We start from the raw sequence: 25,788 nt of genomic DNA, 5'->3' as shown, positions 1-25,788 counted from the left end.
TATGAATGTTCCCGCTGTCCTGAATTTTTTATTGATCGCTGGCGCTGTCCAAGGATTTGCCTTCAATATCGGCACCTTCTTGGTGCGAAAGAAAATCGAAAGACCGGTGGTGCTTTTGAACCTGCTGGTGTTTTTCCTTTCGCTGAACAATTTGCAATCGTGGCTCATCACAAAAGGCTTTGTATTTGATCATTTCTTCCTAAAACATTTTGTTTTTCCATGGTACGTACTGATACTGCCCATGTTCTATGCCTTTTTGATCTATTATTTGAATCTTGAGAAAAGGCGCATCCCCTTTCTTCGATTAAGCATTGCTGTTTTTATTGCAGAATTGTTGGCGAGGAGCATCGTACTGGTTTTGGTCGATCAGGGTGTCTTGGATTTTGATGCGATTTCGACCTACAATGCACTTGAAGATGCCATAACCCTGCTGTATTCCTTGTTTATATTCGGTAAGGCCGTGCGATTGATTTTCAATTATTCCGACCTTTATCCCGACATACTTCCGTTTGACGATTTAAATTGGATCAAACGGTTCATTAAATGGGGCGGAATCATTTTTGTTCTTTGGGGAATTGCCGTTTTGCTCAATATTTTCTCCGATGCTATCAAAGCACCGCATAGTTACTATCCCCTTCGTATCGCTTCTTCTGTATTGATTTATTGGATAGGGTACCAGGCGTTCTTTCGATATGTTTTGTTGAAAGACCGTGTCGTTATCCGGCGCCAGATTGGCCTTACGGATGAAACTACCCCGGCTAGCTTGACCCACAACGTGAGTAGAAAGAGCGAAAAGCAGGAAGCGGAGTTCAATAAAATACACCACTACATTGTAGGGCAAAAAAAGTATTACGACCCCGCGCTAAGTCTTGAAAGACTTTCTGAAGAGCTTGACATGAGTACGGGAAAACTCTCGACCTTGGTCAATCAAATTAGCCAGCGGAATTTTTCCGATTATATCAATGGGCTGCGTATAGATGATGCCAAAAAATTACTATCCGATACGGACTTCAAAGACTATACGATAGTCGCCATCGGCTTGGAATGCGGTTTTAACTCCAAATCTACCTTTTATACCGCTTTCAAGAAATTTACCGGTCAGACCCCCACAGCATACCGCAAGTACCATTCTTCACGAGGCTAAATTTGTCCGAATACTTCCGAATTGTATAATCTTGGACACTTTAACCCGCCCATGGTCATAGTTTCGTGCTTAACGTACAAAACCTAGGATGATGAGAACGCTAGCCCTGAGCATTCTTTTGAGTATGGCCCCGAATATGATTCCCCAAAATTAAATGGTCTTCCTAGAGCTCCATGGAAAGCGTTTTTGCCTCTGTGGACGATGTGCTATGACTGACTAAGCTTGGATAAGGCGTAAGATCCAGTATGGGTGTATCGTTTCGGAAACCTGTTGTAGAGGAAGTATCCTCGAAAGGTTCTGGGTATGTCTACGGCACTTATTTTTTCGTATGCGAATGTCATAACTGTAATTCTGACAAAAGAGTAAAAATGAAGACAGTGGTTTTTACAGCTTTGGTAGTGACGATAGTGCTACTAGGTATTCCGATTTCATGTCAAAAAGATAGCGCAGATGCGATTGTGGTTTCCGGACTGGTAATCGACCGGGATACCAAGCAAGGTATTCCCAACATGAAAATAAGGGCAGATGGGGTTGCTCAATTTGGGTTGGACAAGAGAATAGAATCGGGAAATGCCCATACCGATGGTAATGGTGCATTCGATATTTCCATAAAGAGTATTGAAAACGCCGCTTTTTATGAGTTTTTCGTCAATTTGGAAAATGCGGATTCTTATACCGAAGAATCGGATTATCATGGACAACTTTATCTGGATTCGATTACCGAGTACGAGGTCCCAATGGTATTTGAGTTATCCAAGATCGAGCCGTTACACATTCATCTTAAGAACACGGAACCCTTTGATGATGAAGACTTTGTGAGCCTTTATTTCTATTCGGAGAAGATGGGGTTCGAGCGCGTGAAATCGGTCGAAAACTATGGAGCCGAAAATTTAAAATACCAATCGTCCACTTCCAATGAAGGAACCCGAACAGAGTGGGTGGGGGCAAACGTAAATGCTGTAATCAAGGGCAACATTTTGGTCGATGAAGAACTTACCATTATCGTTTCCTTCCGAAAAAATGGGCAATTGACAGAAGTCGTAAAAACGTTGGAAGGAAAAAGAAATAAGGTCAATGAAATACATATCGACTATTGATGAAATGTAATCTCCGCCTGTGTTCGTAAAGGAGTTGAACGGGGTCTATTCGACGGCTGTATAAGAACTACATCGAAGAATTGACCCAGATGAACAAATAAATATGGTTTTCTGTCGTTTTAAGTACAAATTGGCCATTCCAACTTAACCTTAAATGTCTAATTGAATCAAAAACTATGGCTGAAAGACTAGTAGTATTATCTGATATGTGGGGTGTCAAAAAAGGCCTCTGGATCACCTCTTACTTGGGATATTTACAACAATATTACAATATCGTTTTTTATGATATTCAACAGTTGTCGAATGTCGACCTTACCATTCAATCAAAAGAAAACTTACATACTGCATTTGTAGAAGGAGGTATCGAAACCGCCGTAGCACATTTGCTCAAAAAAGAAAAAGAGCCTAGCCATTACCTCGCCTTCAGTACGGGTGGTACGATTGCTTGGAAAGCGGCACTGAAAGGATTGCCGGCAAAATCGTTGTACGCCGTTTCGGCTACGCGCGTTCGTATGGAAAATCTAAAGCCGGATTGCCCAACAACTTTACTTTTTGGGGGTAATGACAAATACCGCCCCGATAATGAATGGTGCGAGAAAGTGGCCAAGCATTTAGAAATAGTGCCGGACTTCGGACACGAGTTCTACACCGACGAAAAAATTATCGGTAAGATATGCCAAGATCTTTTGGCTGCGGTAACCGCGAAACCGAAAGAGGTTAAAAAAGTAGTATAATTACTGGTAGTATATCATAAAAAATGCCCTTCATTGCGAAGGGCATTTTTTATTCGTTTAAGTACGTCAACTTCTTACTAAGAAACCGCCTTGAGCTTTTTGATGGTTTCATAAGAGATTTTATCTTCTGCGTAGGGTTTCGTTACCTTGAATTCGGTTTCACCACTACTGGGCATCTCGAACATGGCGTCCGTAAAAATCGCCTCACATAGAGATCGTAACCCTCGAGCCCCCAATTTATATTCAATGGCCTTGTCAACAATGTAATCCAACGCCTGCTCGGTAATCTTGAACGAAATACCGTCCATATCGAACAACTTTTCATATTGTTTGATGATGGCGTTCTTTGGCTCGGTCAGAATGGCCAGTAATGTTTTCTTGTCAAGCGGGTTCATGTGCGTTAACACCGGTAATCGACCGATGATCTCGGGAATCAGACCGAACTCTTTTAAATCTTTCGGAATGATATATTGTAGCATATTGGTCTCGTCTAGATTCTCATCCGATTTCGAGGCACTGTACCCCACCGCTTGCATATTCAATCGCTTGGTAATGGCTCGCTCGATACCATCGAAGGCGCCCCCTGCAATAAACAATATGTTTTCGGTATTTACCTCGATGAATTTTTGGTCCGGATGCTTTCTGCCCCCTTTTGGCGGTACGTTGACGACCGTACCCTCAAGCAACTTTAAAAGTCCTTGCTGCACCCCTTCACCGGAAACATCCCTGGTAATTGATGGATTATCGCCCTTACGGGCTATTTTATCGATTTCATCTATAAAAACGATACCTCGTTCGGCCTTCTCCAAATTGTAATCGGCGGCCTGTAACAAACGGGTAAGAATACTCTCAACATCCTCACCTACATAGCCGGCTTCGGTGAGTACCGTAGCGTCGACTATGGCCAAGGGCACGTTAAGCATACGCGCTATGGTTTTTGCCATAAGCGTCTTTCCGGTACCGGTCTGCCCGACCATGACGATATTACTTTTTTGAATTTCAATATCACTGTCTTTTGAACTGGGTTGCAAAAGACGTTTGTAGTGGTTGTATACCGCGACCGCCATCACCTTTTTGGTGCGTTCCTGGCCTATGATGAAAGTGTCTAGAAATTCCTTGATTTCCAAAGGCTTCTTAAGAACAAGTTCGGCAGAGAGGTCATTGGTTTTGGTCTGCTTCGATTCTTCGGCAACGATACCGTGGGCCTGTTCGATGCAACGATCGCAAATATGGGCGTCAAGACCCGCAATCAAAAGATTCGTGTCCGGTTTCTTGCGTCCGCAAAAAGAGCATTCTAAATTTTCCTTTGCCATAATAATGTCCTTAATCGGTAAAACTAACAAAAGAAAACCGCTTTTGGTTTACCGATTTTATGTTATAGAGCCGAAGAATTGGGTATTTCGTCGAAATTAGCTCTTATCCCTTACCAAAATCTCATCGATCATACCATATTCCTTGGCAACATCAGCCTTCATCCAATAGTCACGATCGCTATCTTCGGTCACTTTTTTGACCGTTTGTCCTGAATGGCTGGCGATTATTTCATACAATTCGTCCTTTAATTTAAGGATTTCACGCGCAGTAATTTCGATATCGCTGGCCTGGCCTTGCGCGCCTCCCATAGGTTGGTGAATCATGACCCGCGAATGGGTTAGTCCGCTTCGTTTGCCTTTTTCCCCTGCACAAAGCAATACTGCCCCCATAGAGGCCGCCATACCCGTACAGATTGTGGCAACGTCCGGTTTTATGAACTGCATGGTGTCGTAAATGCCAAGTCCTGCGTAAACACTACCGCCTGGGGAATTGATATAAATCTGAATGTCTTTGGAGGCATCGACACTCTCTAAAAACAACAGCTGCGCCTGAACGATGTTGGCTACCTGATCATTAATGCCGGTTCCCAAAAAGATGATACGGTCCATCATCAATCTGGAATACACATCCATAGCGATAACGTTCATTTGACGCTCTTCGATGATATTCGGAGTCATATTGATGGGATACATACTACTTATAATCTGATCGTAGTAGTTGCTGTTGATGCCTTGATGGTTTATTGCGTAATTTTTGAATTCTTTTCCGTAATCCATTTGCTATCTTTCTTCGAGGTTTTCAATCTGGTCTAGAAACCTTATTGCCGTATAATGAACCGAAACTTTCTAATGTTGTCGGTAGTCTGGAATATTCGATTCCTAAATCTGCTTAGAACTCGTTTAAACTTTTTAGTCGATTGAAAAAGTCTAAACGAATTTTTTATTAAAAAAGGTGCCGAAAATAGAACTTTCGGCACCGTAAAGATACTTATTATTTCTTTGAAAACTATCCGTAAACCTCTTTCACAAAGTTGTCGTAGGTAACTTCCTTTACCTTAAGATTCGCCTTCTCTTTGTACAGAGCCAATAGTTTTTGGCTCATCAACTGTTCCGAAAGGCGCTTTACTTCATCTTCGTTCCCCAACACTCTTGCAGCGATGGTGTCGAGCTCTTCCTCGGCAGGGTTCAATTGTCCGAACTGCGCCATTTGCGATTTAATGAAACCCTTGGCGAATTCCTTCAACTCCTCAAATTGGATTTGAACGTTGTTGTCTTTGATGATTTTGCCCTCGATCAATTGATAGCGCAATCCCTTTTCCGATTTCTCGAACTCTTCGGATGCTTCTTCGGCAGTCAACGGCTTCTCGCCTGTCATTTGAATCCACCGTGTCAAAAAATCGGTTGGAAGATCGAACTTCGTGTTCTCGATAAAATATTCCGTCACATCATTGAGCAACTTCTGTTCCGATTGCTGTTCAAATTGCTTCTCGGAATCTTCTTTGATCCGTTCCTTTAATTCTTTTTCGGATTTGATGGTATCGGGTCCGAAAAGTTTGTCAAAAAGCTCCTGATCTAGCGCTGCTGGTTCTCTTTCATTTATTTCCTCGATGGTGAAATCAACATCTATTTTAAGGTCTTTCGCCTTCTCGGCCGGGATGCCCAAGGTGCTGGAGAGTAGATAGTCCTCTTTAAGAAGGCCTTTGGTATTCAAACTTACCACATCGCCTACTTTTTTCCCAAGAAGTGCGTTCATCGCCTTTTTGCTGCCAATTTTGTCCAATTCGAGCGTAGCTTTGTTGTTGATTTCATCGGCTTCGCTGGTGAAAGTACCCGTTACTTCGTCCTTTTTCCCAACTTCCGTCTTTTGAACCAATTTGCCATACTGCTTGCGAATACGGTCAATCTGCTCGTCGACCATTTTCTTATCGGCCGTGATCTTGTAGTGTGTGATCGGTTTTTTCGTTTTCAACGGTACTTCAAAGCTCGGGGCAAGACCTAGGTCGAACTCAAAATCGAAATCATCCTTATCCCAATCAAAGTTATCCTGCTGCTTGGGCAATGGGTTGCCCAGAACGTCCAATTTTTCCTCGGTGAGATATTTGTTGAGGTTATCCTGTAAAAGTTTGTTCACCTCATCAACAAGTACGGCCTTTCCGTATTGTTTTTTAATAAGTCCCATGGGAACTTGCCCTTTTCGGAAACCGGGAATATTAGCCTGTTTTCGGTAATCTTTTAGAATAGTATCTACCTTATCTTGGTAATCATCTTTGGAAATGGCTACTTTGACCACGGCGTTCAAATCATCTATCTGCTCCTTGGTGATATTCATTTGATATGGATTATCTGTTTTTAATGGGATGCAAAAATACTACATTTTATAGGTTCGGACAAGTTTTTCAAACACAGCTTGTTCCGCTGTTTAAATTACTTTTTGTCCTTCTTGAAAAACGAAAATAAGATCGATTGCAGAAAACTCAACAAAAGGCTGAAGAGTATTGCCCAAAGGAGGCCATCTACATTGAAACCGTCCACAAAATAGTCGGCCAAGAGTATGATACAGGCATTGATCACCAATAAGAAAAGACCAAAAGTGAGTATGGTGATCGGAAGCGTCAGGATAATCATTATCGGTTTTACGATAAAGTTGAGCAAACTTAAAGCGAGCGCCACGATAATCGCGGTAACATAGCCGTCTACCGATACATGTGGTAGGACATACGATAGCACCACGACCGCCACGGCACTTAGGAGTAATCTTAGGATGAAGTTCATTGCTGTTTTGATTTCGGGTTAAACAAAAAAGGTGCCGGAAGAACCGACACCTTTAAAAGTATAAAATTGTTTTGTTTTAATCGATGTATAGCCCTGTATATTCCAAGGGTTCCACGTCAGGTAGATTAGCACCATATTTTTCCTCGATAACCTTTAGGAATTCATTGGCCAACAGGGAATAGCCCCGTGGTGAGGGATGTACCCCGTCTAGGGAGAAACCGCCTCCCGTAGCATACGTTGCCGTCACAGTGCTGCCGTCGGATAAGTCGATTCCAGTACTCCCGACTACTTGTAAAAATGCATTGGCATCAACAAAGCCGAGGTCGTAGCGAGTAGCTAGTCCTTCTATCGTGGCGTTGTATTTTTCTGTTGCCGCACTCACAGCGGCTTGCTCTTCGGGGGTTAATACCCATTGATCGGCCAGAGGAATCGCGACCCCGTTGATCGAAGTGGGATTGTCCGGGTCGGCGAGAGAACCGATAAAACTACGCGAGGTGAGCACCAAAAGATCATCTTCCGTTGCCTGCCTCATGTTGATCAGGGCCGGATCAATAGCGGTTAGGTCCGTTAGGTCTTCGTCCAGGAGTACCACGGCATTCGTTTCTCCGGCCTCGAACGCAATCGTTCTTCGCTCCAGTTCATCCTCATCGATAAGTCCGGCAAGCTGTAGTTGCGCTAGACCGCCATTGTAGGCAGCGTAGGCTCCGTTCAAAAGGACTGCGGTATCGGCATCCAAGGGCACAGGGTTGTGGGGCACCGTGGTGAAATAGGGTATTGTTGTCACATCGGGCAGATTGGCAACGACTCCTTGTGCACCGCCAGCGGTCAATCCTTGCAATAATCCATCATAAACGCCTGCAAAGACCATGGGGTCCGTAATATCATTTCCGCCGTAGGTCGTAGGGTCTAGATTTCCCTCTTGGTCGACTCCCGCACCACCGGAGGTAGCATAACTTAGGATATCGTTGTTCCCAATCCACAGCGTGAAGAAAGTGGGCGACTGCGCTACGGCATCACCTATAATGGTAGCATCTGGAGATGTAGCAAAACGAACGTAGTATGGATTCGCCGCACCTACGGCCAAATTTTGAATATTGCCATACCCGGGTGCTGCCAAATGAAAGCTTTTTGCCCCAGGGACCCCCATGTTGTTAAAAGGTCCGCTTAGGATAGTAGAGACTTCGGTAGCTCCCGCTCCATCTTTGGCCACCGGTGAGGGTGAACCACTGGCAAACGATAAAATCAATCGGTTGCCGAATCCGGTAAGTGCCTGCCCGCCTAAAGTCAATCCGCCTAGGTTATCGGCCATTAGGGGAATGCTAAAAGAACCGCCTCCAGCAGCCATGAAACTAGTGGCCAGCATGTTAGGGTAAGAGGCCGTTTGTCCGTCGATAAAAAGGGCCGAATCGGAATACCCCGCGGTAAGCGAGTTTCCGATAGCTACGTAGTTGGAGAAATCTGCCGAACCGGCAGTAAAATTTTCCGGTGTCGGTGCTGTAGGCTCTTCCGGTGTGGTAACATCATCGTCACTACATGAGCTCAAAAGCATTCCGGAAAATGCCATTAACGCTAGTATTTTTTTCATTAGTCGAGGGTATTGAGTTAATTAGTTTGTTAGGATAGACCCAAATTTAGGTAAAATTATGGTTAAGACAACTTTATGGTCAATAAATTATGCATGCATAACAAATAGTTGTGCTTTTTTAAGAATTTAGGAATCGCATGGTCTTATCGAAAAACTGGTTCGGATTTTCGGCATGCAACCAGTGTCCGGCCTTGTCTATGGTCTCCAGCTTGGCTTGTGGAAAGTGTCGCTTGATCTCCGGCAGATCGGCATTTACGATATATTCCGAACGGTCTCCCTTAAGGAATAGGGTAGGCCCGTTAAAATGACTTGTAGTCCCGATATTCTCTCCGACTTCATTCATTTTATCGCTTAAAACGGGTAAGTTAAAGCGAAACGCTAAACGTTCCTTATCTACCCAATAAAGGTTTTTCAACAAAAACTGTCGCGTACCCCAATCACCGATATGATTCGCCAATTCTTCGTCCGCCTCGCCTCGGGAGGATATTTGATCAAAATCAAGCGCCTTGAGCCCGTCGATAATCTGCTGATGATGTGGCGGGTAGAATTTTGGAGCGATATCGGCGACCAGCAATTTTTGCACAAGGTTTGGATGGTCGCATGCAAATTGCATGGCCGTCTTACCACCCATAGAATGTCCCATTAGTATAATATCGTTCAACCGATGGTGTTCGAGATAGCTTCTTAGGTCGCCTGAGAGTAGATCGTAATTGAAATAGGTCGAATGAAAACTACGCCCGTGGTTCCTTTGATCGATCAAGTGCACCTCATACCCGTTCTCGGCATATTTATTCCCTAAGGTCTTCCAGTTGTCTGACATGCCTAGAAAACCGTGAAGGATGATAAAAGGTTGACCCGTGCCTATGATTTTTGCATGTAAGATTGTTTTCATCGCGAAGGATTTCTAGTTTGAACTCGATTTTCGTTACTTCAACTTATTCAGGTACATCTTGATCACGTTGTCCAAGCCGAAATAAAGCGACTCGCATATCAAAGCGTGCCCTATGGAAACCTCCAGTAGATTGGGTATTTGCTCGCTGAAGTACTGAATGTTGTCTAAACTAAGATCGTGTCCGGCATTGATGCCCAAACCCAATGAAGTGGCCATTTCGGCAGCTGCAATAAATGGGGTTATTCCGGATGTATCGCCTTTCGAAAAAGCTTCGGCGTAGCTTTCAGTGTACAGTTCAATGCGGTCAGTACCAGTATCCGCTGCCCCCGCTACTATTTTTGGGTCGGCATTTACAAAAATAGAGGTACGGATGTTCGCCGCTTTAAAAGTGCCGATGACATCGCGCAGAAAACTGGCATTGGCAAGAGTATCCCATCCTGCATTGGAGGTAATCGCATCAACACCGTCCGGTACTAGGGTCACCTGTTCCGGTTTAACGGTTAATACAAGGTCTATAAATTTCTGATTCGGATTTCCTTCGATGTTGTACTCCGTAGTCACGATATTTTTCAAGTCGCGCGCATCCTGATAGCGAATATGCCGTTCGTCGGGTCTTGGGTGTATCGTAATGCCTTCGGCACCGAAATTTTCGATATCTGCGGCCACTTTCAGTAAGTCGGGCACATTGCCACCACGGGCATTCCGTAGGGTAGCGATTTTATTGATATTTACGCTCAATTTTGTCATTGGTCTGATCTACATGGATGAATGCACAAAAATACAAATTAGGCATACCTTTTGCAGTATGGTTGAAAAAGAATCGACTTTTCGGAGGAAATGGTTATCACCCGACCAAATCATCGTCTTATCGATATTACTCTATTATTAAGAGGCCTCTAGAAATTTTTATTAGTAATTTGCGTTAATATTTAAAGTTATGCAGCTACAGTCACACATCATTTCTGAAATACCCGTTTTCGATATCGCTGATCCTTTAAAAAGGGTGGCTAAGTTCTTTAAGGAGAATACCTTTTCTCACGTAGCAGTGGTCGAGAACAACATTTTGATCGGTGTACTTGGTGAAGAGGATTTGGAGAGTTTTGAGGAAGACCAAAAAATAGAAGCTTTTCGGTTCAATTTGGAAAGCGTCTTCGTTTTGGCCAAAACCTCTTGGTTGGATGTCTTGGAGACTTTTGCCAGAAACGAGGCAAACTTGATTCCTGTAATAGATGAGAATGGCATGGTCTTGGGCTACTATGACCTGACCGATATTGTAGGTGTTTTTATCGACACTCCTTTCTTTACCGACCCCGGAAGTATTCTGGTCGTCGCCAAAGGAATAAAGGATTATTCATTTAGCGAGATTGCACAGATCGTAGAGAGCAACAATACGAGGTTTATAGGCGGTTTTATTACGGAAATGCAGAACGACGTAGTTCAGATCACCATAAAGATAGGCACGGCCAACCTCAACGATATTGCCCAGACCTTTAGAAGGTATAATTATAATGTACTCTTCGGGAATAACGACGACCAGTTTTTAGAGGACTTGAAACAACGGTCGGATTACTTGGATAAATACTTAAACGTATAGGGCTATGAAGGTCGCTATCTACGGTCAAACCTATCAGGACGATGCGATCAAATATGTCGGGCAATTACTTGAAGAACTTCAAAAAGCAAGAGCAGAGGTCTCTGTTGAGCAAGAATTCAATACCTTATTGGCTACCGAACTGGAGACTTCCGGTTTTGGAACCTTTACCATATCAGAAGGACTGGATAGCTCTTTTGATATGTTCGTGAGCTTTGGTGGCGATGGTACTATTCTTCGGGCGACTACCTTTGTGCGGGATATGGGAATTCCTATAGTTGGGGTCAATACCGGTCGCTTAGGCTTTTTGTCTACGTTTAAAAAGGAAGAAGTGCGAAAGGTAGTGCAGGAGTTTGTGCAAGGAGCTTATCGCACCGTAGAGCGCAGCCTTGTCTCTATTTCCGCCGATTTTCCCATCCCTGAATTCGATTCGCTTAATTTTGCCCTTAACGAAATAACGGTCAGTAGAAAAGATACGACTTCGATGATTACCGTAGAGACGTATTTAAACGATGAATACCTCACCTCTTACTGGGCGGACGGTTTGATTGTCTCAACCCCTACGGGATCTACAGGATATTCATTAAGTTGCGGAGGGCCCGTAATTGCACCCTCTGCAAAATCGCTTATACTTACCCCAATCGCACCGCATAATTTAAACGCCAGACCTTTGGTGATTTCCGACGATACCATTATTCGATTGAAGGTGTCAGGTCGTGAAAGAACCCATCTGGTATCGTTGGATTCCCGTATTGCGACGCTTGAGAATGATCAAGAAATCGTTATCCGTAAAGCGCCGTTTAGTGTAAATATGATCGAGTACACCTCGGAGAGCTTCCTAAAAACCCTTCGTAACAAGTTGCTATGGGGCGAAGACCGGCGTAACTGATACGCCAAGATCTTGAAAACCATTCTGTTTTCATGTTATACCCTAACGGTACACGAATCGGCTTCTTTAATGTGGAAATATTCTTACCTAAAATTTAATCTGAATAATTCCCCGACGGCTCTGCCTCGGGGATAGTTGGTTTCAAGAAATTTTTTATTGTGAATCAAATATGATTTGATGCATATGGCAACGCTCCGATTGCCGCGGTCTTTTCTATCAAAGTGCAGCCGTTGCAAGTTTCGAATTGAAAATTCGTTGTTTCTAAAACTCCTCTTTAAATACTTCCCAAAACAAATCCGTCATGACAATAAATACGATTTAAAGCTGTTTATCAAGATAGAACACTTTTGTGGGTGCTTCACAATTGCGCCTATATGCTATATTTGCAAACTTTTGTATTAAATGAAAAAGTACCTTTTTATAGTTTTTTCTGTACTTGCCTTTAGCGTAAATGCCCAAACCTACGAGATAGGGATTTTCGCGGGTGGGGCCAACAATATTGGCGATGTCGGGAGAACCAATTATATTTTACCATCAGGCCCGGCCTTGGGCGGGGTGTTCAAATGGAACAAAAGCAAGCGTTATGCTTGGAGGGGCAGCATTACCTACGGGAAATTCACTGCAAAAGACGCGAATTCCAGCATAAGCGCCCGACAACAACGAAATTATGTCGTAGATAATTCCATCTTAGAGGCCTCGGCGGGACTCGAGTGGAATTTCGTCGATTACAACCTACATAAATTAGGGCCTGCCTTTACGCCCTACCTTTACACCGGTCTTACCTATTTTAGGTATGATTACAACTATTTTGATCTGGGACAGCTGGTCGACGCCAACCAAAAAGATGGTGCATTGGCGATTCCTATGACCCTGGGCGCTAAAATGAGGCTAAGCCAATTCCTTATCCTGGGGGTCGAAATAGGAGCCCGATATACCTTTACCGATAATTTGGATGCCAACAACCCGGAAGATTTGCCCGTAGCAAACCAATTTAATGTTACTTTTGGAAATATTAATAGTGACGATTGGTACGTTTTTTCAGGCTTCACCCTCACCTACACTTTTGGTAGAAAGCCTTGTATGGATTGTTTCGAGTAACATTGTATGAACACTGTCGATAATATTACCGCCCACAACCTTCCAAGACATATCGCGATCATTATGGATGGCAATGGCCGTTGGGCCAAACAAAAAGGACGTCTTAGGGTATTCGGTCATGAAAATGGAGTGAAGACGGTGCGTACCACAGTTGAGAACTGTGTGAAATTGAAGCTCGAATACCTGACCTTATATACCTTTTCCACAGAAAATTGGAACAGACCTAAAATCGAGGTAGATACCTTAATGAAACTTCTGGTTTCTTCCTTAAAAAAAGAGCTGCCTACATTTCAGAAGAACAATGTAAGACTCAATACCATCGGTGATATTTCCTCACTTCCCAAAAGAGCGAACAAAGAACTTTTGGAGGTTATGGAGAAGACGGATCGGAATACCGGAATGACCCTTACTTTGGCGTTGAGTTACGGCGCGAGGGAAGAGCTGAAAAACGCCGTTAAAGCGATAGCCGGCAAAGTTAAAAATAATATAATTTCTCCCGAAAGTATTGATGAAACCATTATTAATAACCATCTTTACACGCACGATTTGCCAGATGTAGATTTGCTCATACGTACCAGCGGTGAGCATCGAATCAGTAATTTTCTGCTTTGGCAGATTGCATACGCCGAACTATACTTTATCGATGTATTTTGGCCCGATTTTAAAGAGCATCATTTGGTAGAGGCCATAAAAAATTACCAGAACAGAGAACGAAGATTTGGAAAAACAAGCGAACAACTCAGCTAGCGGCAAAAGACTTTTTTTGCGGCTTTCATCCCCATTTATCCTCCTTTTATTTTTAACCACCTTTTTTACTAACGCCCAGGATATTTCCTATGAGGAAGGCAGAAAGTACATTTTAGGAGGTTTGGAAGTAAGTGGTCTGCAAAGTTATAACGAACAGACGGTGAAGACCTACACCGGTCTCAGGGTCGGCCAGCCGATTACCATTCCCGGGGAACAGATCAGCGATGTAATCAAAAAACTGTGGGGGCTTGAGCTTTTTACCGATATCGAGTTTTTTGTAACGAACGTAGAGGGAGACCAAATATTCCTGGAACTGGTCATCTCGGAACGTCCGACTTTGTCCAACGTTACGGTGTATGGTGTTAAAAAGCGTAAAGTCGAATCTATAATCGATGATACTGATCTTAAGAAGGGAAAAAAGATTACACAGAGTCTTATTGCCAACACGAAGAACTACCTCGAAAACAAATATAAAAAAGAAGGATATCTCAACGCCAAGGTCACCATTGCCACGGCGACCGATACGGTGGGTGACAACACCCAAAATATGGTCATCAATATCAAAAAGGGTGACAAGGTCAAGATTCGTGACTTTATCTTTGAAGGCAGGGAACAACTAAAGGAAGCTAAATTGTTGGGCGCGATGAAGCAGACCAAGGAAAAACGATTCTGGCGTTTGTGGAAGAAATCGAAATTCATCAAGAAGGACTATCAGGATGATCTTGGATTATTGATAGACGAATACGCAAAAAACGGCTATCGCGACGCTCGGGTCGTATCAGATACGGTAATTAAGGTTAATGATAACAACATCGATATCAAACTGCAGATAGAGGAAGGTCGGAAGTACTATTTTGGCGATATCGAATTTGTGGGGAATACCGTATATACCGACCGGCAATTGGAACGGCAGTTGGGTATAAAAAAAGGGTCGACCTATAACGGGGTACTTTTACGGGAGCGTATCGCAGACGATAGCAAGCCCGATGCCGATGATATTACCAACCTTTATCAGAATTTCGGGTACCTTTTTTCGCAGGTAAACCCGGTCGAGGTTTCTGCAGAAAATGACACCATCAATTTCGAAATAAGGATTATCGAAGGCAAGGAAACCTTTTTAGACCACGTAACCATAAATGGTAACGATAAGACCAACGACCACGTCATCTTTAGGGAACTTCGTACAAGACCCGGAAACCAATATAGTAAGGCGGATATCGTACGTACCATTCGGGAATTGCAGCAGTTGGGCTTTTTCGATGCCGAGCAAATTCAACCGGATATTATAAATCCCAATCCGAATACGGGTACCGTAGACGTTAATTACGATTTGGTGGAATCGGGGTCTAGCCAAATAGAATTGCAAGGTGGTTATGGCGGAGGAGGTTTCATCGGTACGCTGGGACTATCGTTCAATAACTTCTCTATGCAGAATATCTTTAATAAGAAGGCGTATAAGCCGGTGCCCATGGGCGACGGGCAGACCTTCGCATTACGGGTACAGGCGAGTAGAACATTTCGGGTATATAGTCTTAATTTCTCGGAACCGTGGCTGGGTGGCAAAAAGCCCGTGCGGTTTAACTTGAATCTTTCCAGAACGCAACAGTTTGGGGTTACCCGAGATAGTAGGGGCAGATTTCAACCGAATAAAGATCAACAATTTTCCATTACGGGTGTTTCGCTAGGCCTTGCCAAAAGGGTGCAGTGGCCGGACGATTTCTTTACGGTTTCTCATTCCCTAGGGTATCAGCTCTACGATTTTAAGAATTACAATATCGGACTTTTTAGTTTTGGAAACGGGAAATCCAATTCGTTCGCATATACCTTTGGTTTATCCAGAAATTCCATTCAGGGAGGTAGAATTTTTCCAAAGGGAGGCTCTAATTTTGAAATCACTGCAAAACTTACTCCGCCGTATTCCCTTTTTTCCAATAAGGATTTCAAGCCCATTCGGGAGGAGAGTGACAGGATTTTGGAAGAAATAAGCGCTTTGGACCCAAATGCCCCGGATTTTCAGACCGAATCGGCTGCATTGAATGCGCAACGGGAACAGTTAGAGGAAGAACGTTTCAAGTGGTTGGAGTACTACAAACTAAAATTTAAAGGGGATTGGTACACTACCTTAGTGGGTAGCGGTAATAAATCACTCGTTCTGCGTACCAATGCCGAATTCGGATATTTGGGCAGTTACAATACCGATATCGGGAATGTGCCTTTTGAGCGGTTTTTCGTAGGGGGCGATGGCCAGGGTAACTTTACTTTGGACGGTCGGGAAGTTGTGCGGCTTAGAGGATATGACAATCAATCCTTAACCCCTTTGAACCCATTAACGGGTCGCCCGGAAGGAGCGATAATTTATAACAAATACTCTATAGAGCTTCGTTATCCGCTAACCCTAAAGCCTTCCGCATCTATTTACGGACTTGCTTTTTTAGAAGCCGGTAACGCCTTCAACAATTTTCAGAACTATAATCCGTTTGACATTAAAAGGTCGGCCGGAGTGGGGCTACGAATTTTTATGCCGGCGTTCGGACTTTTAGGGATTGATTTTGGGTATGGCTTCGATGCCGACAACCAGAATCCGCTAGGAGGAGCGAACGGATGGGAAACACACTTCATTATTGGCCAACAGTTTTGATCATTATTTTAGATGACCCGACAACAAGGTGTTCGGGACAAAAAGGTAGTCTTGAAAAACGTAGCTAAACAAAATAACATATCGAGAAACTAAAGACGTTAAAAATCGGATGACAAAATGTAAATTATTTTGTTATGGGTCCTATTCTTTTATTAACGGACACCTAAGTGGTTCATCTTAAAAGTTTTAGTATTTTTGGCACGATATTTTCTATGGTATTAAACGTAATCATAATGAAGTACAAAACAAATGTTCTTTTAGTCGTTCTAACGGTTTTGGTAACGTCCGCTACTTTTGCACAGCGTGCGGTAGGAGTTAGAATAGGTTATGTGGATATGGAGTACATTCTTGAAAATGTAGAGGAATATCGTGCGGCATCTTCACAGCTGGAGACCAAGGTCGGGCAGTGGAAAGTAAAGATCGAGCAGCAGCAAAGTGTTATCGACCAGATGAAGAAAGATTTGATGGCCGAAAAAGTGCTCTTGACGGACGAACTAATTTCCGAAAGGGAAGAGGAGATTTTGATTTTGGAAGGAGAATTGATCGAGTATCAGCAAAAGCGGTTCGGGCCCCAGGGCGATTTGGTATTGCAGAAGCAACAATTGATACAGCCCATACAAGATCAAGTTTTTAATGAGGTACAGACCATAGGCGCCAATAAAAGATATGATTTTATTTTTGATAGATCGGCAGATGTCGTAATGTTGTATGCCGAAAAAAGGCATGATATCAGCGACTTGGTTTTGAGACAGATAGCCAGAACGCGAAAGGTAAGTACGCCTAAGAAAAAGGACCGAAAGTTGCTTGATGATTTTGAAGATGGCGAGCCGGCAGAAGATCAACCGTCCGAAGCCATAATAGCGCGGAAGGAGAAAGCAAAGCAGGCCAGTGAGGCAAAAGCCAAAACCGCCGACGAGAAACGAGCGGCGCAGCTAAAGTTGAGAGAGGAACGCAAAAAAGCGTATGAGGAGCGCAGGAAAAAATTGCTCGAAGAACGTGAGGCCAAAAGGAAGGCGAAACAAGAAGAAAGAAAAAAAGATACCAACGATAATTCAGAAGAAGAGACAAAAGATTAATCTCGAATAGTAACACTCAAATATTTTAAATTACAACTCATGAAACATTTTAAGACAATAGCAGTAGCCGTGGTGATGTTCGTAGCAGCTACCAGTTTTGTAACAGCACAAAGTAAAGTCGCACATATTGATGTGACCCAATTGCTATCGGCAATGCCAGCAATGAAAACAGCGGAGGCGGAATTGAAAAAACTGTCCGAAACCTATAACGCCGATATCGAGGCCGCAATGACCGAATTTCAAAATAAGGCTACCCAGTACCAAAACGAAGCGCAATCGAAATCGAAGGAAGAAAACGAGAAGAGAGCGGTAGAATTACAGGGTATGCAAAAGACGATCGGTGAAGCGAATCAGAATGCGCAGCAAGAACTTCAGAAAAAGCAAGCAGAGCTTTTCGAGCCGATTTCCAAAATAGCCAAGACTGCTATCGAAAAAGTTGCAGCTGATCAAGGAATCGAGTATGTTATCGATGCGCAACCCGGAGGTGGACTTATCGTAGCTACCGGAAAAGATCTTTTGGCCGACGTAAAGAAAGAGTTGGGAATTTAAAAGTTCCTAATTAGGTATAGACGAAACCATCCCGTGTGTATCGGGGTGGTTTTTTTATACTCTTAACTCAACTTTTTCAGCATATTTTTCCACCGAAGCTTTTGAATGAACTTACTTTCTTCCTCGTTCACCAAGAGCGGTTCGTTATTTCGACGTGCGGTTAGAAAGCCCTCCATATTATCAAAAAAAGCGTTTAGCTTACGTTGTTTGAATGCCATTTTCACCGATGCCACAAAGGTGATTCCAAACCCATAGCCCATGGCATACATGGCCTTGCCCTGTAAGAGTTTGGCCTTTTGGTTGTATGCAGTGCCCGTTGGCCGGAGATGCTTCACCTGCAATCTATGGTCGGTATGGATTTCGTAGTCATGGTACTGGGCCAAAAGCTCGTCCAGGGTATCCCATCCCATTGCCTGCCGTAGACCACCTATGGCCTTAAAACAACTTTTAGAGTACGCTTTAAAGGCGCCCCTAACGTGATCGTCGTTCATCGGGTGGTTCAGTTTCCATTGGTCATGATTATCTTTTTCGTACGCAAATCCTCCTGCTATGCCAACCTTGGGGTTACCTTTGAAAACGTATGCCAACCGCTCGAAATAAGTATCCGGTAGTATACAATCGGCATCCAATTTTACCAGAAAATCATAGTCGGAATCCAGGTGTTCCAGTCCTTTGTTGAATGCTTTGATGACTTTGCTGCCCGGCATGTGGTCTTCCGAGGAGGTGTGCTTCACTTGTTGTATGATAGGACAAAGTTGCATAAATTCCTCAATGATCTTTCCGGTAGCATCATCCGAATTGTCGTTTACGACGATAATCTTTTTTGGAAGTAGACTTTGTCGTAAGACCGAGGTAAGGGTATCGGCCAGAAAAGCCTCCTCGTTATGCGCAGGAATGATAATGTAGTAGTCCATAACAGGTTATTCAAATAGCCTCACCGACAATATATATTTATAAGCTCTTGCGAAACTAATCCATAATTGGCTCAACCACAAGGTAAACGGGCTTGATGCCTATTGGCTGCTAAATTTGAAAGGATTTGCTTCACAAATTTTTTATGAGTTTTGTGCTTTCCTAGCTAAAATCCTTGCCCTTTTTTAGGGTAGGAAAGGAGTCTTTCAGACCGTACCTAAACAAGTAAATTTTTAATTCCGGATTTTTTCAGCATAAACGATGTAGTATCTGGGGGTAAACTGCCGCAGCAAAGGCCTAATGCCGATTTTTTTTACGGGATTTGTCCATTTTGCCCGGTCTTTAATTACCCACCCGGCCTTTTCCAACAACCAATCGAATTGCCAGTCTTCGAATTCATGATAATGACGGTCCCAAGGGTCTGTCTTACTTTGATAGGCCGGCGAAAACCAAAGCCTCATGGGGATGCTCGCGACCAGCTTGTCTGCTTTTAGTTCTCGGAGTACGTTGAAAGGTGCGATGAGGTGCTCGAATATCTCGAAGGCCGTGACCACTGTAGCGTCAGATTGTTCAATGGTACTAAAGTCGATATCCAGGTCTTCCCCGCCGGTATTTTCGACAGTATATCCGTGTTCGACCATAATTTCGGAAAACGGATTGGGCACGCCCAAGTCTAACACGGTTTCGTCGGTACCAACGTGCTTTTGTAGGAAAGCTAAAGTGTGTTGAAATCGTTTGTTCGGAAAGGTCTTTTCGTACATCTATTTCAGTGTCAGGTTGCAAGTTTCAGGTTTCAGGCTTGGTCGCAACATGAAACAATAGAAACGAGAAACTCCTTTAAACTTTGTAGACGATCGCATTTACATTCATACCAGCGCCCACACTTGCAAAGATAACAACATCGCCCTTTTGTATTTGGTGATTTTCCAATTTTCCGTTGCGCACCATATCGAAGAGGGTAGGTATCGTCGCAACCGAACTATTGCCCATCTCGCGGATATTCATAGGCATAATACCGTCGGGAACTTCCATATTGTAAAGTCCGTAGAAGCGTTTTACGATGGCTTCGTCCATTTTTTCATTGGCTTGGTGAATGAAAATTTTCTTTATATCCGAAATAGCCACACCACTTTCGTCCAAACAACTTTTCATAGCTCCTGGAACGTGGGTTACCGCAAATTCATAAATCTTTCGACCGTACATCTTTATGTACTTGGTATCCTTTTTAGCATCGTTTTTATAAGACTTGCCGTAGAATAGAAAAAAGGCCTCATCGTGGGCATAGGTACCGCTCGCATGTGATAGCAGCTGGCCTCCTTCGGTATCGGCGGCTACGATTGTGGCACCCGCCCCGTCGGAATAAATCATAGAGTCGCGATCAAAGGGGTCTACGATACGCGAGAGGGTCTCGGCACCGATAACCAAGCACTTTTTGGCGATACCACTTTTAATAAAGGCATTGGCCTGTATAACGCCCTCGATCCACCCAGGGCAGCCGAAAAGCAAGTCGTAGGCCACACATTTTACGTTTTTAATGCGCAACAAATGCTTTACCCTACTGGCAAGGCTCGGGAGCGTATCCCCTTGGGATTGACCATGGGCGACATCACCAAAGTTATGGGCGAAAATTATATAGTCAAGCTCCTCTTTATCGATTCCGGCATCTGCTATGGCTTTTTCTGCAGCCAGAAATGCAATATCGGAGGTGTTGAGATTGGCTTCTGCATACCGGCGTTCGGCAATACCTGTTATGGCTTGGAATTTTTCTATAATGACGGGGTTGGGGTGTTTAAATGGACTCCCGTCCGAGTTCAGGAATTCGTTTTGCTCGAATTGCTGGTTCGCTACCAAGAGCGAAGGAACATAACTTCCGGTACCGGTAATTGCACTATTTATCATTGGAGTGTGGTTAGGTAGTTTAAACATAGCCTATTCTCAACAAATTATTATGCATGCATAATATCGATTACGATGTTCATAAGGAATATCGGCTATTTTTTAGAAATTAGAAAAGCCTTTTCGGGAGGTTGAAAAGGCTTTTAGTCTATTGTTTATGGAGGTTTACTCTACTTCGGCATATGCTTCGATAGGGGCGCAGGTACAAATTAAATTACGATCGCCATAGGCATCGTCTACCCTTCGGACGGAGGGCCAGAACTTGTTCTCGGAAACATATGGAAGTGGGAAAAGGGCTTTCTGTCTGCTGTATGGGAAATTCCATTCGTCACTTGTGGCCATGGCCAGCGTATGCGGTGAATTCTTTAGCACATTGTTCGGGTCTTCGGCCGTTGCCGCATCGATTTCATGTCTGATGGAAATCATCGCATCACAAAAGCGATCCAGTTCGGCAAGGTTTTCACTTTCCGTAGGTTCGATCATAACCGTGCCCGCTACAGGAAAGGAAACGGTTGGTGCATGAAAACCATAATCCATTAAGCGCTTGGCGATATCCGTCACTTCGATACCATTTTGCTTAAAAGGTCTACAGTCTAAAATCATTTCATGTGCCGCACGGCCTTGTTCCCCGGTATAAAGAACCTCGTACTTGCCGTTGAGACGATGTTTGATATAATTCGCATTCAAAATGGCGATTTCGGTGGAATGTCTTAAACCCTCTTCCCCTAACATTTTGATATATCCGTAGGATATCAAACAGGCTAAGGAGCTTCCCCAAGGGGCTGCCGAAATAGCGCTTATCGCTTGTTCACCACCTGTCTTTATAATCGGATTCCCGGGAAGAAAAGGTACAAGTTGGGGTGCAACGCAAATAGGTCCGACGCCCGGGCCGCCACCGCCATGCGGAATGGCAAAAGTCTTGTGAAGGTTCAAGTGACAAACATCGGCGCCGATAGTGGCCGGATTGGTAAGACCCACTTGGGCATTCATATTGGCACCATCCATATATACCTGACCCCCATGGTCGTGTATCATATTGGTGATTTTTTTGATGGAGGACTCAAATACCCCGTGTGTAGAAGGATAGGTTACCATCAGCGCTGCGAGATTTTGGGAATGTGCGATGACCTTTTCCTCTAAATCGGCGACATCGATATTCCCTCTTTCATCGGTCTTGGTCACGACGACCTTCATGCCGGCCATTACTGCCGAAGCGGGATTGGTACCATGGGCGGAAGCCGGAATGATACAGATATCCCGATGGCCCTCGTTTCTGGATTCGTGATAGGCGCGAATGGTCATCAGGCCTGCATATTCGCCTTGAGCCCCTGAATTGGGCTGTAGCGAAGTACCGGCAAAACCGGTGATTTCTGAAAGGTTTTTGGCCAGCTCTTCTAAAACGATTTGATAGCCTTCCGCTTGGTCGATGGGGACGAAGGGGTGAATGCTGCCCCACTGCGCCCAGCTCAACGGCAACATCTCCGACGCTGCGTTTAGTTTCATGGTGCAACTGCCCAACGAAATCATCGAGTGGTTTAACGCCAGGTCTTTGCGTTCCAATTTTTTGATGTAGCGCATTAATTCGGTTTCGGAATGATGCGAATTAAAGACTTCGTTTTGAAGGAACGGCGTATTTCTTTGCACTGAATTGGGAATAACCTCTTCAGTACTATCTGAACCCGACGATTGGTTATTTGATTCTTTTTCCAGCTCATTAAAACAGGAAAGTATGCTATCGATGTCTTGATTGGTGGTTGCTTCATTGATTGAAATGGAAACCAGCCCTGTATCGATATAATTAAAATTGATTCCTTTTTGCTCTGCGATGGATTTCAGTTTTTCAACATCCCCAACGTCTACCAAGATAGTATCGAAGAAAGAAGAGTTGAGTTGTTGGAAGCCGGATTTGCCAAGTTTTTGAGAAAGGGATTTAGTTTTGGAATGTACTTGTTCGGCAATAAATTTCAATCCTTTTGGTCCATGATACACGGCATACATACCCGCCATGACGGCAAGCAATACCTGCGCGGTACAAATATTAGAGGTTGCCTTGTCCCGTTTAATGTGTTGCTCTCTAGTCTGCAAGGCCATGCGTAATGCATGATTGCCATCCGTATCCTTGGTAACCCCTATAATGCGACCGGGAATACTTCTTTTGTAAGCTTCCCTGGTGGCGAAAAAAGCAGCATGGGGCCCGCCATAACCTAAAGGAATTCCGAAACGCTGGGTGGTGCCCACAACCACATCCACACCAAATTCGCCCGGAGCCTTTAAAAGCACCAAACTCAAAATATCGGCGGCAACGGCTACTTTAATATCGTTTGCTTTGGCCTTTGTTACGAATGCCTCGTAATCATGAATTTGTCCGTGCTTGCCAGGATATTGCAGCAAAGCGCCGTAAAAGTCATTGTCGAATGTAAATTCTTCATGGTTTCCGATAATAAGCTCAATGCCCAATGGGGTTGATCTCGTTCGTAAGAGGGAAATCGTTTGTGGTAAAACCTCTTCGGAAACGAAGAATTTCAATACCTCGTTTTTCTTTTGTTCCCTGCTCCGTACATCATAAAGCATCGTCATCGCCTCGGCAGCTGCTGTACTCTCGTCCAATAAGGAAGCATTGGCCAGCTCCATTCCGGTAAGGTCCGATACCACGGTCTGAAAATTTAAAAGGGCCTCTAGGCGTCCTTGGGCGATTTCGGCTTGGTAAGGGGTGTACGCGGTATACCAGCCCGGATTTTCCAAAATATTGCGTTTGATGACCGATGGCGTAATACATTCATTATAGCCCAGCCCGATATAGGTCTTGAACACCTTGTTTTTTTCGGATAGTTCTTGAATATGTGCCAAGAATTCATGTTCGCTCATTGGATTTGGCAATTGCAGCGGTCGTTGCAATCGAATTTCGCTTGGAATGGTCTCGTGAATGAGCTGTTCCAGGTTATCGACATCAATAGTCTTTAACATGTGTTGAAGGTCATCTTCCCTGATGCCGATATGGCGTGATGCGAACAAGTCGGTTCTCATAATCTCACTGTATTGAAGAACCTGATTAAGGTTCAAAATTCGTTTGGCAAAATTAAGTATTTATTGCCTGAAATACGGCCTTTAATCGACGAACGGCAGTAAAGTTTTTAACCAAAATGTGGGGTTATAAACACTTTGGCTACTTTTGTTTAATGCAGCGTTTACATCGCCTTTTCGATTTTTATCTCGATGCCAGTATTCATGTTGCCTTTGCGATCGTGGCACTGGTTATGGCAACAAGTCTACTCTTAAACATTCCGTTTGATTTCCACTTGGTATGTTTCCTTTTTTTTGGGTCGATAAGCTGTTATAATTTTGTAAAATATGGTCCAGAGGCTGAAAAGTATCTTAAACTGACCAATCTATACCATAAAAACATTCAATTTTTCAGTATCGTTTGCCTTCTAATCGCAGTGGATCATGCCTTTTTCCTTAAAACGGAGACGTGGGTAGGCATAATTATTTTGGTTTTAATGACCGGTCTTTATGCCGTGCCCGTTCTGCCAAGGGCTAAAAATCTTAGGAGTTGGAGCGGACTCAAAATTTTCATCGTAGCGGGCGTGTGGGCCGGGACTACGGTAATACTACCCTGTTTGGAGGTTGGGCAAGCGCTTTCGTGGGATATTTATATTGAAACAGGGCAACGTTTTTTACTGGTCCTGATATTGATACTCCCTTTCGAGATACGTGATCTGCGCTACGATGCCCGGGAACTACAGACCTTACCCCAGATTTTCGGGGTTCGGAGAACCAAGATTTTCGGATTGTTGCTGACGGCAATATTCTTTATAGGTATTTTTTTGAAGGATAGCATAGAACCCGGGGAGCTCTTCGAAAAAGGGATTTTATCGGGTATGCTGATTATGGCGTTATTGCTAGCAAAACAACGGCAATCTCAATACTTTGCCTCGTTTTGGGTTGAGGGGATTCCGATTGTTTGGGTGGTGTGGCTATGGGTAACGGCAAAGTGAACTGCCTAGCCCTTATTGCTAAGCTGTTCCTTCATTTGGCTTTTCTGTTCTTCGGATAACGCCTGTAATTTAGCCTTTTCGCAAATTGAAGTCAGTTGCCCGTTCTGTTCGGAAAACTTTGAACACGTCTTACAAATGAGCAAATGAAAACGAAGTTTGAATTTTTCCCAAGAGGTCGCCTCCTCATATTGGGTCTTATTGCAAATCAATGCAGCTTTTTCGCAGGAAATCATCATGAATCGAACCAGTTTTTGTTCAGGCAGCCCATCAAAGCGGTTCGCGCCCGATGTATCATTACCCAAAGATTTGACGGATTAATATCAAGCTCCTTACAAATGTCCTCAGTGCTGATGCCCTGAATGGTTTTCATTTTGAAAACCGTTGCTTGTTTTTTAGGAAGCTTGGCGATACAATCATGTATTGCGAGACCTAATTCCTCGTTTTCAATAGTATCGTTTTCTAGTACGCTAAAAGGGTCTGCTACCTGCTCCTCCAGCCAATCCCCATCAGAATCGGTATTGGAACTGTAGCGCATACGCACCTCTGCTTTCCCTTTTTTAGAGTTGCTCTTACGGTAGTGGTCGATGACTTTTCGCTTTAAAATAGCGATTAGCCATGTGCGCTCGGCGGCCTCGCCTTTATAGTTTTTAGCCGATTTTAGGCCGGCAAAGAACGTTTCTTGTACCAAATCCTTTGCGACTTCGGCATCACTGACGCGGCCGATTGCATAGTTGAACAAGTAGTCTGCATAGGCATCTACCCAAGAATTCGGATTGAGTTGGTGAGCTGTCATCATTCTATCGTGGGTTTCAAAAGTAGTGGAATTGCATGTAATTACCTCTAAAATTTCGTGCTGTTCA

24 protein-coding genes are annotated in these 25,788 nt (G+C 43.8%); 11 read left to right on the top strand and 13 right to left on the bottom strand.

Annotation, left to right across the window (positions count from 1 at the left end; translation table 11 throughout):
• The first annotated feature begins 1 nt into the window (after position 1).
• From FGM00_RS13830 to FGM00_RS13820, 3 genes are all read left to right on the top strand, one after another.
• Positions 2-1,144, top strand: a complete 1,143-nt coding sequence (locus FGM00_RS13830; protein ID WP_138853479.1) for a helix-turn-helix domain-containing protein — start codon at positions 2-4, stop codon at positions 1,142-1,144.
• Positions 1,145-1,512: 368 nt separating this feature from the next.
• Complete coding sequence (locus FGM00_RS13825; protein WP_138853478.1) at positions 1,513-2,241, top strand: hypothetical protein; 729 nt, start codon at positions 1,513-1,515, stop codon at positions 2,239-2,241.
• A 176-nt stretch (positions 2,242-2,417) separates the two neighbouring features.
• Positions 2,418-2,975, top strand: coding sequence for a dienelactone hydrolase family protein (locus FGM00_RS13820; RefSeq protein WP_138853477.1), 558 nt, complete (start codon positions 2,418-2,420; stop codon positions 2,973-2,975).
• 77 nt (positions 2,976-3,052) lie between these two features.
• Here FGM00_RS13820 and clpX read toward each other — a convergent pair whose 3' ends face one another.
• The 7 genes from clpX to FGM00_RS13785 all read right to left on the bottom strand — a co-directional run bounded on the left by clpX (position 3,053) and on the right by FGM00_RS13785 (position 10,284).
• Positions 3,053-4,288 carry an ATP-dependent Clp protease ATP-binding subunit ClpX gene (gene clpX / locus FGM00_RS13815; RefSeq protein ID WP_138853476.1) on the bottom strand — a complete coding sequence of 412 codons (1,236 nt, stop codon included), beginning with the start codon at positions 4,286-4,288 and terminating at the stop codon, positions 3,053-3,055.
• Positions 4,289-4,384: 96 nt separating this feature from the next.
• Entirely contained in the window at positions 4,385-5,065 is a 681-nt protein-coding gene (clpP, locus tag FGM00_RS13810) for an ATP-dependent Clp endopeptidase proteolytic subunit ClpP (protein ID WP_138853475.1), read from the bottom strand.
• Positions 5,066-5,294: 229 nt separating this feature from the next.
• The gene (gene tig / locus FGM00_RS13805) at positions 5,295-6,617 is read right to left on the bottom strand and encodes a trigger factor (protein WP_138853474.1); all 1,323 of its coding nucleotides are present in this window, start codon (positions 6,615-6,617) and stop codon (positions 5,295-5,297) included.
• Positions 6,618-6,712: 95 nt separating this feature from the next.
• Positions 6,713-7,060, bottom strand: a complete 348-nt coding sequence (locus FGM00_RS13800; RefSeq protein WP_138853473.1) for a phage holin family protein — start codon at positions 7,058-7,060, stop codon at positions 6,713-6,715.
• Between the two features lie 76 nt (positions 7,061-7,136).
• Positions 7,137-8,645, bottom strand: coding sequence for an SGNH/GDSL hydrolase family protein (locus FGM00_RS13795; protein ID WP_138853472.1), 1,509 nt, complete (start codon positions 8,643-8,645; stop codon positions 7,137-7,139).
• A gap of 118 nt (positions 8,646-8,763) precedes the next feature.
• The gene (locus FGM00_RS13790; RefSeq protein ID WP_138853471.1) at positions 8,764-9,537 is read right to left on the bottom strand and encodes an alpha/beta fold hydrolase; all 774 of its coding nucleotides are present in this window, start codon (positions 9,535-9,537) and stop codon (positions 8,764-8,766) included.
• A 33-nt stretch (positions 9,538-9,570) separates the two neighbouring features.
• Positions 9,571-10,284 carry a pyridoxine 5'-phosphate synthase gene (locus FGM00_RS13785; protein ID WP_138853470.1) on the bottom strand — a complete coding sequence of 238 codons (714 nt, stop codon included), beginning with the start codon at positions 10,282-10,284 and terminating at the stop codon, positions 9,571-9,573.
• 190 nt (positions 10,285-10,474) lie between these two features.
• On the opposite strand from FGM00_RS13785, the gene FGM00_RS13780 reads away from it, so the two are divergent.
• The 7 genes from FGM00_RS13780 (at position 10,475) to FGM00_RS13750 (ending at position 18,125) form a co-directional block, all read left to right on the top strand.
• The gene (locus FGM00_RS13780) at positions 10,475-11,131 is read left to right on the top strand and encodes a CBS domain-containing protein (RefSeq protein WP_138853469.1); all 657 of its coding nucleotides are present in this window, start codon (positions 10,475-10,477) and stop codon (positions 11,129-11,131) included.
• 4 nt (positions 11,132-11,135) lie between these two features.
• On the top strand, positions 11,136-12,017 hold the full coding sequence (locus tag FGM00_RS13775; RefSeq protein WP_138853468.1) for an NAD kinase: 882 nt from the start codon (positions 11,136-11,138) through the stop codon (positions 12,015-12,017).
• A 402-nt stretch (positions 12,018-12,419) separates the two neighbouring features.
• Positions 12,420-13,115: a type IX secretion system protein PorG gene (porG, locus tag FGM00_RS13770; RefSeq protein ID WP_138853467.1), complete on the top strand. Its 696-nt coding sequence runs from the start codon at positions 12,420-12,422 to the stop codon at positions 13,113-13,115.
• A gap of 6 nt (positions 13,116-13,121) precedes the next feature.
• Positions 13,122-13,862 carry an isoprenyl transferase gene (locus tag FGM00_RS13765; RefSeq protein WP_138853466.1) on the top strand — a complete coding sequence of 247 codons (741 nt, stop codon included), beginning with the start codon at positions 13,122-13,124 and terminating at the stop codon, positions 13,860-13,862.
• A gap of 16 nt (positions 13,863-13,878) precedes the next feature.
• Positions 13,879-16,500, top strand: a complete 2,622-nt coding sequence (locus FGM00_RS13760) for a BamA/OMP85 family outer membrane protein (RefSeq protein WP_236262787.1) — start codon at positions 13,879-13,881, stop codon at positions 16,498-16,500.
• A gap of 233 nt (positions 16,501-16,733) precedes the next feature.
• A complete protein-coding gene (locus FGM00_RS13755; protein WP_138853464.1) occupies positions 16,734-17,576 on the top strand; it encodes an OmpH/Skp family outer membrane protein in 843 nt (280 codons plus the stop codon).
• Between the two features lie 39 nt (positions 17,577-17,615).
• Positions 17,616-18,125, top strand: coding sequence for an OmpH/Skp family outer membrane protein (locus tag FGM00_RS13750; RefSeq protein ID WP_138853463.1), 510 nt, complete (start codon positions 17,616-17,618; stop codon positions 18,123-18,125).
• 62 nt (positions 18,126-18,187) lie between these two features.
• Here the strand turns inward: FGM00_RS13750 and FGM00_RS13745 are convergent, their stop codons facing one another.
• The 4 genes from FGM00_RS13745 to gcvP form a co-directional block, all read right to left on the bottom strand.
• Entirely contained in the window at positions 18,188-19,039 is an 852-nt protein-coding gene (locus FGM00_RS13745; RefSeq protein ID WP_138853462.1) for a glycosyltransferase family 2 protein, read from the bottom strand.
• A 231-nt stretch (positions 19,040-19,270) separates the two neighbouring features.
• On the bottom strand, positions 19,271-19,798 hold the full coding sequence (locus FGM00_RS13740) for a methyltransferase domain-containing protein (protein WP_138853461.1): 528 nt from the start codon (positions 19,796-19,798) through the stop codon (positions 19,271-19,273).
• A gap of 76 nt (positions 19,799-19,874) precedes the next feature.
• Complete coding sequence (locus tag FGM00_RS13735; protein ID WP_138854713.1) at positions 19,875-20,933, bottom strand: 3-oxoacyl-ACP synthase III family protein; 1,059 nt, start codon at positions 20,931-20,933, stop codon at positions 19,875-19,877.
• Positions 20,934-21,098: 165 nt separating this feature from the next.
• Entirely contained in the window at positions 21,099-23,957 is a 2,859-nt protein-coding gene (gcvP, locus tag FGM00_RS13730) for an aminomethyl-transferring glycine dehydrogenase (protein WP_138853460.1), read from the bottom strand.
• 152 nt (positions 23,958-24,109) lie between these two features.
• Between gcvP and FGM00_RS13725 the strand changes: the two genes are divergently transcribed.
• Positions 24,110-24,928, top strand: coding sequence for a UbiA prenyltransferase family protein (locus tag FGM00_RS13725; protein ID WP_138853459.1), 819 nt, complete (start codon positions 24,110-24,112; stop codon positions 24,926-24,928).
• A 5-nt stretch (positions 24,929-24,933) separates the two neighbouring features.
• Here the strand turns inward: FGM00_RS13725 and FGM00_RS13720 are convergent, their stop codons facing one another.
• The gene (locus FGM00_RS13720; protein WP_317130220.1) at positions 24,934-25,164 is read right to left on the bottom strand and encodes a hypothetical protein; all 231 of its coding nucleotides are present in this window, start codon (positions 25,162-25,164) and stop codon (positions 24,934-24,936) included.
• A complete protein-coding gene (locus FGM00_RS13715; RefSeq protein WP_138854711.1) occupies positions 25,161-25,721 on the bottom strand; it encodes a sigma-70 family RNA polymerase sigma factor in 561 nt (186 codons plus the stop codon). The genes FGM00_RS13720 and FGM00_RS13715 overlap by 4 nt, the downstream gene beginning before the upstream one ends.
• Positions 25,722-25,788 lie beyond the last annotated feature (67 nt).

The organism is Aggregatimonas sangjinii (assembly GCF_005943945.1).
GTDB classification, from domain to species: domain Bacteria; phylum Bacteroidota; class Bacteroidia; order Flavobacteriales; family Flavobacteriaceae; genus Pelagihabitans; species Pelagihabitans sangjinii.
This window is presented reverse-complemented; position numbering and strand designations above follow the sequence as displayed.